The organism is Lachnoanaerobaculum saburreum DSM 3986, assembly GCF_000185385.1.
Taxonomy (GTDB): Bacteria; Bacillota; Clostridia; order Lachnospirales; family Lachnospiraceae; genus Lachnoanaerobaculum; species Lachnoanaerobaculum saburreum.
Map to the genome: position 1 here is coordinate 2611335 of NZ_GL622296.1, position 8278 is coordinate 2619612.

Consider the following 8278-nt stretch of genomic DNA (forward strand, 5'->3'; position numbering starts at 1 on the left):
AATTTGAATATCTATATTCTTTAATATAAAGATATAATGCCACCAAAAAAAGAACAGTCCCGGACAGTGCATACAGCTCTATCCGGGAAAGTAAATAAGCCAACAGACTGCCAAACAGATATATTAACATCCAAGCTCCTCTGCTAATTTTTTCAGATATTCTCTGATTTCACTCTCAGTTTCCATCTCAAGCACCTTATCCGCCTTAGTTCTTAAGTTTTTACTGTCACAAAGTGAAACTGTCCGCCTTGACTTCAATATACTTGAAGCCGACATAGAAAATTCATCAAGCCCCCAAGCCAAAAGCACAGGTACCAGTAAAGGGTCGGCAGCAGCCTCTCCACACATGCCTACCATAATCTTTGCCTTCTTGCCCTCGGTAATGATTCTATGAATACTTCTAAGTACTGCCGGTGAAAATGCGGAATAGAGATTTGCAACCTTTACATTACATCTGTCTACCGACATTGTATACTGAATCAAATCATTTGTACCGATACTGAAAAAATCCACTTCTTTTGCAAAGAGATCTGCAAGTATTGAAGCCGCAGCTGTCTCCACCATTATACCCACTTCAATATCTTTCTTGTATGCAATATTTTTTTCATCAAGTTCAGCCTTTATATCTTTTATAAGAGATTTAGCCTCTCTTATTTCATCTATAGATGTGATAAGAGGCAACATAATCTTTATATTCCCAAAGGCACTTGCACGAAGTAAGGCACGAAGCTGCGGTATATATATATCATCCTTTCTGTCAAGACAAAGTCTGATTGCACGATATCCAAGGAACGGGTTTTCATCCTGTTCAATACCCATATATGGAATTTCTTTATCGCCGCCGATATCGAGAGTTCTGATAATCACAGGCTTTCCGTTCATAGCCTCTCCTACCTGCTTGTAACTTTCAAACTGCTCCTCTTCAGTAGGTATACAGTCCCTGTCCATAAATAAAAATTCCGTTCTGAAAAGTCCGATTCCCTCGCCGCCGTTTTCTATTACCTTCTTAACATCCTCAGGACTTCCTATATTTCCCGCTATCTCTACCTTTTTACCGTCCTTTGACACACTTGGCAGTGTCAAATATTTCTTTAGAAGTTCCTTATTTTCATCATATTTTTTCTTCTTACCTGTATACTCTTTCTTTTCATCCTCAGTCGGAAGTATGATAACCTCGCCGCTCTCACCGTCAAGCAATATCTCAGTGTTATCCTTTATATCCTGCGGTAAATCAGATAATCCGACTACAGCCGGTATCTCAAGTGCTCTTGCAAGTATTGCGGAATGAGATGTTTTTCCTCCAAACTCAGTCACAATACCGAACACATTCTCAGGATTAAGTCCTGCTGTCATAGACGGTGTAAGATCTTTGGCTACCAGAATACTGCCATGTGGAAGTGTTGAAAGGTCATTACTTTCAAGTCCCAAAATCTTCTTTATAAGCCTGTTTTTGATATCTCTCATATCTGCCGCTCTTTGTTGCATAAGCTCATCATCCATTGAAGCAAATACTGCGGCATACTGATTACATACTCCTTCGATTGCATACTCGGCACAGATCTTTTCATTCTTTATAAGATTTACCATCTCATCAATAAGCATAGGATCAGACATAAGCATAATATGTCCAACCAGTATTTCCGCCTCCTTTGCTGAAGCATTCCTTTCCAGTGACTTTGACATCTCCTCTGTTTCTATCTTGGTAAGTTCCAAAATCTCTATAAAATTCGCTACTTCAGCCTCAGTATCTGAAACAGCTCTTTTTACAACCTCAACACTCTGCTCCTTGACTACTTTTGCAATACCGATACCGATACCCTCGGCTGCTCCTACACCGTAAATTTTCATTATAAACCTCTACTTACTTTACTTCACCAAAACCGGAATTTATTAAATTCCTTAATGCCTCCATTGCTTCCTTTTCATCTCTTCCCTCACATGTAATGGTGACGGTATCACCATATTTTACACATGTAGCAAGTACACTGAGTACACTCTTAGCATTTGCTGTAGCATCCTTGAATATAATATTTATTTTAGAATCATATTTCAAGGCTTCTTTACATAAGCTACCTGCAGGTCTCAAATGCAATCCGCTTGGATTTATCAACTTCAACTCTTCTGAAACCATCCAAAAACCTCCCTTAATTTTCAGTAGACATACTTGTTTCGGTACTGCTTTGTTCTACCGTTGTTGTCGTTTCATTTTTTTCATTTGTATGATTTCCTATTATCACTTCAAAAGGAGTATATGAGTCCACAATCAATCCGGCAGGCAGCTCAAACTTAAGACTTCCTGTATTGCTGCCTGTGTTCATCTCACTTACATCAAGTGTTGCTTTAAGATCCGCATTGGTCACAGACTCCAGATTTGCGGTAAGTCCCGATACCACAACCGTAATCTTTTCAGGCACAATAATTGTAGGTACACCTGACTTGGCTCCTATTATATTCAGATCATTTACGGTCAGTGTAAGTGACTTTCTGTCAAGTGCCTCCACTTTCAATGTAACAGTCACATTAGAGTCTCCCACTGCCGTTACATTCTGAGGTAAAAAATTATTTACATCAACAGTCACAGTCACATCACCTGTAGCCCCCTCAACACTGAGTGCGCTTGCCGGAATAGTGACGGCATTAAGACCTTCAAGTGCATCCGGCTGACCTCTTACCTGTATTGACTTTGTACTGCTTTCAGCACCTATGAACCTATATCCGTTTGCGGCAGTTCCGCTTACATCAAAGTTAAGTGACAATGTCCTTCCGTTTAACATCACCAATCTATAGCCGACACTGTCAAAACTCTTACCGACTCTGTTATCTGATATAATGAACGGATTGCCGTTGGCATCAAAATACTTCAGTTCAGCTTTACCGCTCTCATTACTGTTGCGTCCCGATACATCTATCTCAACGCCAATCTGACTGATTTGACCAATCACGGATACCGGACCTGTAACAACCACATTAGTCTTATCAAGCTTTACCTCACCTACAGAATACCCGTCTGAAGGAGTTCCTATAATCTTGGTCGTAAGTGTAAATTCCTTCCTCTGAAGATCTTCAATACTTACCCTGATAATACTAGGCTTAGATGCCACTGCACCTATTATCAAATTTTTATTATTGACTATATCCACCGTGATCGGTACGGCACCTGTTATATCATACATATTCCCAAGATCAATAGATGCCTTAAAATCTGAAGACGATATCCTTCCTGCATCCCTGTTGCGAACTTCATAACTTACCGTTATTGAATTAGCTCCTATCAAAGAATATGTCTTACCGGCATCTGTGATAATATTTGCATTCACCACACTCAAAGGTACATTTGTATTCCTTGTCACTATCGGATTGGAAACATTTATTACAATGATCCAGACCAAAAATGCTATAGCCAAAGAGCTAATTTTCAAAACAAGATTATTTGTCTTTATCATTACCTCTTCCTTTCAACAACTTTGATAATAAAGAAATATTCTTATCTTCCTTCCTATCTTCCAACAGAACAGAGAGTTCTCTTTTAAGTCCCTCCTTGTCATTTACCTTTATCAAGTTACCCCCGATTGCTACAGATACTCTGCCTGTCTCCTCGGAAACTACTATTGTAATTGAATCCGATACCTCACTGATGCCTATGGCGGCTCTATGTCTGGTTCCCAAATCCTTGCTGATCCTCATATTCTCGGAAAGCGGAAGGTAACAGGTCGCCGAAACTACCGTATTACCTCGTATCAGTACCGCACCGTCATGCAAAGGAGTATTATGCTCAAATATATTTATAAGTAGCTGACTTGAAACAATACCGTTTATCAAAATTCCTGTCTTCTCTATATATGCCAGATTCTCATTTCTCTCAATTACTATCAAAGCACCTGTCTTCGGCTTTGACATAGTAAAAGCCGCATTTATAAGTTCATCAACAGTACGCTCACTCATACCGTCATCACTTGATTTGCTGTCAAAAGTGAAGAGATTCATTATATTCTTATTTCCAAGTTGTTCAAGAGCCTTTCTAAGTTCCGGAGCAAATATTATAATAAGCGCAGTAACCGCAATGGTCGCAATCCTTCCCATTATCCACAATATAACATCAAAGCGCAATATATATGAAACTACGGTAAAACCGACTATAATGAGCAAACCCTTAAGCAAAGTCCATGCCCTTGTCTTGCCGATCCATGCCATTATCTCATATACAATATATGCAATAATCAGAATTTCCAATATATTGACAATTCCGATATGTGGAAAATATGAAAGTCCATCACGTATCAACCTCGTGACTATGTTCATTCACTACCCCCATTATTTTTGTTCTTCTTTTTTGTGCTGAATGACTGTACTTTCTTGTCTGCGGCTGTAATGGTAATCTTCGGTACAGCCTTTACAAAATAATAATAATCATCATCTTCAAACTGAACATACTCTGTCCTTGTATAATCCACTGAAAACACAAAGAAATTATAGATATATGCAAAAATAACAGATACTGCAAGTCCTATTATAAATTCCAAAAGAGGAACTGATATATCAAAAATAAAATCCCCTGCAAAAATACTGACTAAAATAGCAATGGTACCTGCCGCTATGGCAATCTGCCACGCATAGTCTATATTCTGTTTGTGTACCATATACACTACAAATGTAGTAAGTGCAAAAGCAATCAAAAACAAAAGCAAAGTCTTGTTTGAAAAGATACCGTTAATAGCCTGTGTGTATCTTTGTGTAATATCTACAGATTGAGTATTGGTAAGCAATCCGATATTCTGCTTTGCAAACAGGCATGTAAAATAAATCAGTACTCCTGCCAAAATCGGTATAATGCTTACGGCACTTCCCATAAGACCTACAACAAGCGGAATAACATATGGTATCTTAATTGCAAAAAAGATAGGAACAATAATTAAAAGTACACTGTCCTTCTTACCGAAACTGTAATATATGAAGATTGTCAGTATAAATATAATGCCGACAATCAATGCCAGTTCAAATGATGCCGCAAGCAAATGTATCAAAAGAAATATCGCCACTATAAATGCACCTGCCATATATGGCAAAAAAGCACCTATTATAGACAAAACTATAGGAATATGTATCACTGTAAGCTTTGTCTGATATCCCAGATTCATATTTATAAGCATCATAGCTGTAAATAATATTATATATTTAATTCCTTTATCTATTATTGAATAATATTTCGCATAGAAACTCTTTAAGCTGTTTCTGAATACATATAAATGCAGCATTCTAACCTCCGTTATTTTGCAATTTATCTTTGTTGTCAAACTTTTTTTCAAAATAATTCAATCTGTCATTATATATTTTCAAATCTTTCTGTGCCTCATCATATTTTTTTGAAAAAAATCTATATGTAATAATCTCAAATCTAAGCAGTCCCAGTACATATATCAATATATATATAACTGAAAGCAATCCAATCGGATTCATACTTGACATCAAATTTTCTAAATTGTAAAGAATGGCCAAAACAACTACCAGAGCAAAGCAAACAGTATAAACAAAAAAAGACCTAAGCATATGTTTACCCACATAGTCTTCTTTGAAATAATTATCAATCTCAAACATCTGCTCGCCCTTGCTTTTTTTCAATAATGCTAATTCCGTCATCTGTCTTATTTTCTCTTCGTTTAGCATACCATCTCCCACTAAAAAACTTCTTGCAACATTTCTGTCATTATACCATATATAGAGTTTCATAGCAAATATAGCAAAAAGCCATGCACAAAATGTACATAGCTTTTTGAAAATATTATTTAGAAAATATCATTATCACTTTGTGCTTCAGAATTGTCCCTGTAAAGTATCAGACCTATAAAAACTCCGCTGACAGCCCCGCCTACATGTGCAATGTTGTCAACACCTGTAGTCTTAAATCCCGCATATAACATAAGGCCCAAAGATACCGCTATCTGATACAGGTTCAGGTTTTTTATCTTACCTTTACTAAGTACAAGTGATGCAAGCAATGCTCCGACTACTCCGAATATTGCACCTGATGCTCCTGCACTGACTGCAAAATCTCCGGTCATTGTTTGAGCAAGGTCTGATGCTATATTGGCAAGTATTCCTGAAAGCATATATATTATAAAGAACTTAAAATGTCCCATTATATCTTCAAGCTTTCCGCCAAGCAATACCAATATCAGCATATTATTGACAATATGTTCTATTCCGAAATGCATAAACATGGAAGTCGCCAATCTGTAATACTCACCGTTTTTTATGTTCTCAGGAAATGCCGCTCCGTATCTTAACATTACCATAGTATCCTCTGAACCGCCATGTGTCTCAAGAAATAAAAAGTATATTATATTTATTATAATTATGCCGATAGTAATATAGTTTCTCTTACTTATACCAAGTTCCATCATCTAAGGCTTTCCGATATTTTCTTTGCAGTCTCCTTCTGCACTTCCTTCTCGGATTTTTTCGGAGTCCAACTCACAATGCTTGATGCATCATCATATCTCGGTATAACATGTATATGACAGTGAAAAACTGTCTGTCCTGCACTCTCACCTGTATTTGCAAGTGTATTGAATCCGGTGGCACCAAGGCCTACCATTGCCGCCTTGCCAAGCTTTCCTGCCAGTACGACTGCTCTGCCTGCTATATCCTCACTAAGCTCAGTGATATCTCTGGCATGAACTTTCGGCAAAATAAGCATATGCCCCTTACTTGCCGGAGATAAATCAAGTATTACTCTGAAGTCCTTATCCTCAAAAACCGTATCTGATACAATCTCACCATTTGCTATCTTACAAAAAATACAATCCATTTTTCACCTCTCAATCATTATTTACCCAATCCGGTTCCTGTGGAGTGTCAAAAGTTCCGCTTATATTTGTATTGCCGTCTATTGCTGTCAACACTCCTGAAGAATTGGTCTTATATTCCACCTTATCAGCATCCTTTACCTTCGCATTTGACGCAACCTTTCCCGAAGCATTTACAACATAGTATGTAACTCCGTTGCCGTCTTCATTAGGCACTGCAAAGACCTGATATTTCATAGACTCATTCGCTCTTACAAGTCTGCCTTTATAGTAAAGCTTTGAATCTTTAGTTCCTGTAAGCCCCTTACCTGTAGATACCTGGAAAAAATACTCTTCATTTTTACCTGAAGACTCTTTTATATTCTGTTTGCCTTTAATAATATAGCACTGTGAACTCTCTCCAAAGTAATAAGCACTGTAAGTATTCCCCTGATAAACCTTCTGAAGACCGTATACAGGTGTTCCGTTTTTGTCAAAAAGATACTGTTTGCCGTTTATCTTCACAATATTATTTACATTCAATTTTTCAGTCTTTGATGCATATGGTTCTCCTGTAGATGAGAAATAAAACCACTCTACCAGATGATTGTAATTACCTGCCAAAGCCTCCGGCGGTTCTAAGGAATACCAACCTGTTCTTACCGTTCCGTCTTCATTCATATATTTAAAATTCTTTATAGTCGGATTTGATCCGCCTGCCAATTGCATCCAACCTGATACCAGTTCACCCTTCTCATTAAAGGCATATCTTGTACCGTCAATCTTTTTCTCACCGAACTTGGCGCCACCGTTAAGTACAGGCTTGAACTTCTTTCCCGTATTTGTAAAATAAAACCATTTCTCTTTATTGCCTGAGTTTGGACCCGGCTTTTGTTCTTCACTGTCAGGCGGCAACAGCTTATACCAACCTGTCACCATAGTGCCGTCACTCTTTATATAGTAGTTATTGTCAAGTATCCAGCCTGTAAGCATCTTTCCGTCATCATCAAAATAGTAGTATTTGTTGTTTATATTCTTCCAACTTCCCTTTACCGCTTTGCCTCCGCTTTGAAAGTATGCCCAATAATATTCATTACCGTCTTTGAGCTTTCTCCATCCCTCTGTTATAAGCCCCTGGTCATCCACATAGTACTCGTCATTATCAACCCAGCTGTCCTTTGCCATCAAACCGTTTTCATTCAAATAACGCCATTTGTCATCAGCACCTTTTCTCCACTCATTTGTAACCTTATCATTGTTCTTATCCAAGTAAATCCAATCAGAACCTGATTTCGACCAACCTTCTGCATATACATTTGTAGGTGAAGACAAAATCAAACCGAAAGCAAAAAGTGGTAACAGTATTTTCTTTTTCATATTTACTCCATTATATTATTCAATTTAAAGTCTCAATGTTACTATTCACTCAACTCTACTGCCATTATACACTACATGGCTGTTTTTTTCATTATAATTGCATTAAGTATAACAAAAAA

Annotated in this window: 9 protein-coding genes; all 9 read right to left on the reverse strand. The window is 37.6% G+C overall.

Annotation, left to right across the window (positions count from 1 at the left end):
• Positions 1-123 precede the first annotated feature (123 nt).
• The 9 genes from ptsP to HMPREF0381_RS12130 all read right to left on the reverse strand — a co-directional run bounded on the left by ptsP (position 124) and on the right by HMPREF0381_RS12130 (position 8159).
• Entirely contained in the window at positions 124-1848 is a 1725-nt protein-coding gene (gene ptsP / locus HMPREF0381_RS12090; RefSeq protein ID WP_008752275.1) for a phosphoenolpyruvate--protein phosphotransferase, read from the reverse strand.
• A 13-nt stretch (positions 1849-1861) separates the two neighbouring features.
• Positions 1862-2131, reverse strand: a complete 270-nt coding sequence (locus HMPREF0381_RS12095; protein WP_008752276.1) for an HPr family phosphocarrier protein — start codon at positions 2129-2131, stop codon at positions 1862-1864.
• 13 nt (positions 2132-2144) lie between these two features.
• Positions 2145-3443, reverse strand: a complete 1299-nt coding sequence (locus HMPREF0381_RS12100) for a CdaR family protein (RefSeq protein WP_008752277.1) — start codon at positions 3441-3443, stop codon at positions 2145-2147.
• The gene (gene cdaA / locus HMPREF0381_RS12105; RefSeq protein WP_008752278.1) at positions 3427-4299 is read right to left on the reverse strand and encodes a diadenylate cyclase CdaA; all 873 of its coding nucleotides are present in this window, start codon (positions 4297-4299) and stop codon (positions 3427-3429) included. Before cdaA ends, HMPREF0381_RS12100 begins: the two co-directional genes overlap by 17 nt.
• The gene (locus HMPREF0381_RS12110; RefSeq protein WP_008752279.1) at positions 4296-5252 is read right to left on the reverse strand and encodes a hypothetical protein; all 957 of its coding nucleotides are present in this window, start codon (positions 5250-5252) and stop codon (positions 4296-4298) included. Before HMPREF0381_RS12110 ends, cdaA begins: the two co-directional genes overlap by 4 nt.
• A gap of 1 nt (position 5253) precedes the next feature.
• A complete protein-coding gene (locus HMPREF0381_RS12115; RefSeq protein WP_008752959.1) occupies positions 5254-5661 on the reverse strand; it encodes a hypothetical protein in 408 nt (135 codons plus the stop codon).
• Positions 5662-5780: 119 nt separating this feature from the next.
• A complete protein-coding gene (locus HMPREF0381_RS12120; RefSeq protein ID WP_008752281.1) occupies positions 5781-6398 on the reverse strand; it encodes a rhomboid family intramembrane serine protease in 618 nt (205 codons plus the stop codon).
• Entirely contained in the window at positions 6395-6805 is a 411-nt protein-coding gene (locus tag HMPREF0381_RS12125) for an HIT family protein (protein ID WP_008752282.1), read from the reverse strand. The genes HMPREF0381_RS12120 and HMPREF0381_RS12125 overlap by 4 nt, the downstream gene beginning before the upstream one ends.
• A 10-nt stretch (positions 6806-6815) precedes the next feature.
• Positions 6816-8159, reverse strand: coding sequence for a hypothetical protein (locus HMPREF0381_RS12130; protein ID WP_008752283.1), 1344 nt, complete (start codon positions 8157-8159; stop codon positions 6816-6818).
• Positions 8160-8278: the final 119 nt, after the last annotated feature.

Coding starts and splice junctions, on each gene's coding strand:
- HMPREF0381_RS12100 (WP_008752277.1), bottom strand. CDS start 3,443: ATGATAAAGACAAATAATCTTGTTTTGAAAATTAGCTCTTTGGCTATA.
- HMPREF0381_RS12095 (WP_008752276.1), bottom strand. CDS start 2,131: ATGGTTTCAGAAGAGTTGAAGTTGATAAATCCAAGCGGATTGCATTTG.
- HMPREF0381_RS12110 (WP_008752279.1), bottom strand. CDS start 5,252: ATGCTGCATTTATATGTATTCAGAAACAGCTTAAAGAGTTTCTATGCG.
- HMPREF0381_RS12115 (WP_008752959.1), bottom strand. CDS start 5,661: ATGCTAAACGAAGAGAAAATAAGACAGATGACGGAATTAGCATTATTG.
- cdaA (WP_008752278.1), bottom strand. CDS start 4,299: ATGAACATAGTCACGAGGTTGATACGTGATGGACTTTCATATTTTCCA.
- HMPREF0381_RS12120 (WP_008752281.1), bottom strand. CDS start 6,398: ATGATGGAACTTGGTATAAGTAAGAGAAACTATATTACTATCGGCATA.
- HMPREF0381_RS12130 (WP_008752283.1), bottom strand. CDS start 8,159: ATGAAAAAGAAAATACTGTTACCACTTTTTGCTTTCGGTTTGATTTTG.
- HMPREF0381_RS12125 (WP_008752282.1), bottom strand. CDS start 6,805: ATGGATTGTATTTTTTGTAAGATAGCAAATGGTGAGATTGTATCAGAT.
- ptsP (WP_008752275.1), bottom strand. CDS start 1,848: ATGAAAATTTACGGTGTAGGAGCAGCCGAGGGTATCGGTATCGGTATT.